Genomic DNA, 319 nt, shown 5'->3' on the forward strand with positions numbered 1-319 from the left:
CGGATGATATATACTTTTAGCTCTTTTGGTTTTGACCAAATTTTTACTTTTTCAGCTTGTTACATCATGTCAAAGATCTTTTTAATGTGAAGGTTACGGAGTCGGACCGTTTTTCCGGGGCCGGCCTTTTGTTTTAGGATCCCCTGCCTCCTATATCTAATTAAACAAACTTGCCTGTAGTACAAGAAGCATAAACCTTCTTGATATCTCTTACGGTATCACTCCAGAAAGGAGGTGTTCCAGCCGCACCTTCCGGTACGGCTACCTTGTTACGACTTAGCCCCAATTACCAGTGTTACCCTAGGGCGCTCCTTGCGGT

1 rRNA gene is annotated in these 319 nt (G+C 43.9%); it reads right to left on the reverse strand.

Features of this window, described 5'->3' with window-relative positions:
* Positions 1 to 227: 227 nt before the first annotated feature.
* Positions 228 to 319, reverse strand: a 16S ribosomal RNA gene (locus H6A61_RS15525); the annotation flags it as partial.

The sequence above is a fragment of the Bacteroides caecigallinarum genome, from assembly GCF_016901995.1.
GTDB classification, from domain to species: Bacteria; Bacteroidota; Bacteroidia; order Bacteroidales; family Bacteroidaceae; genus Phocaeicola; species Phocaeicola cellulolyticus.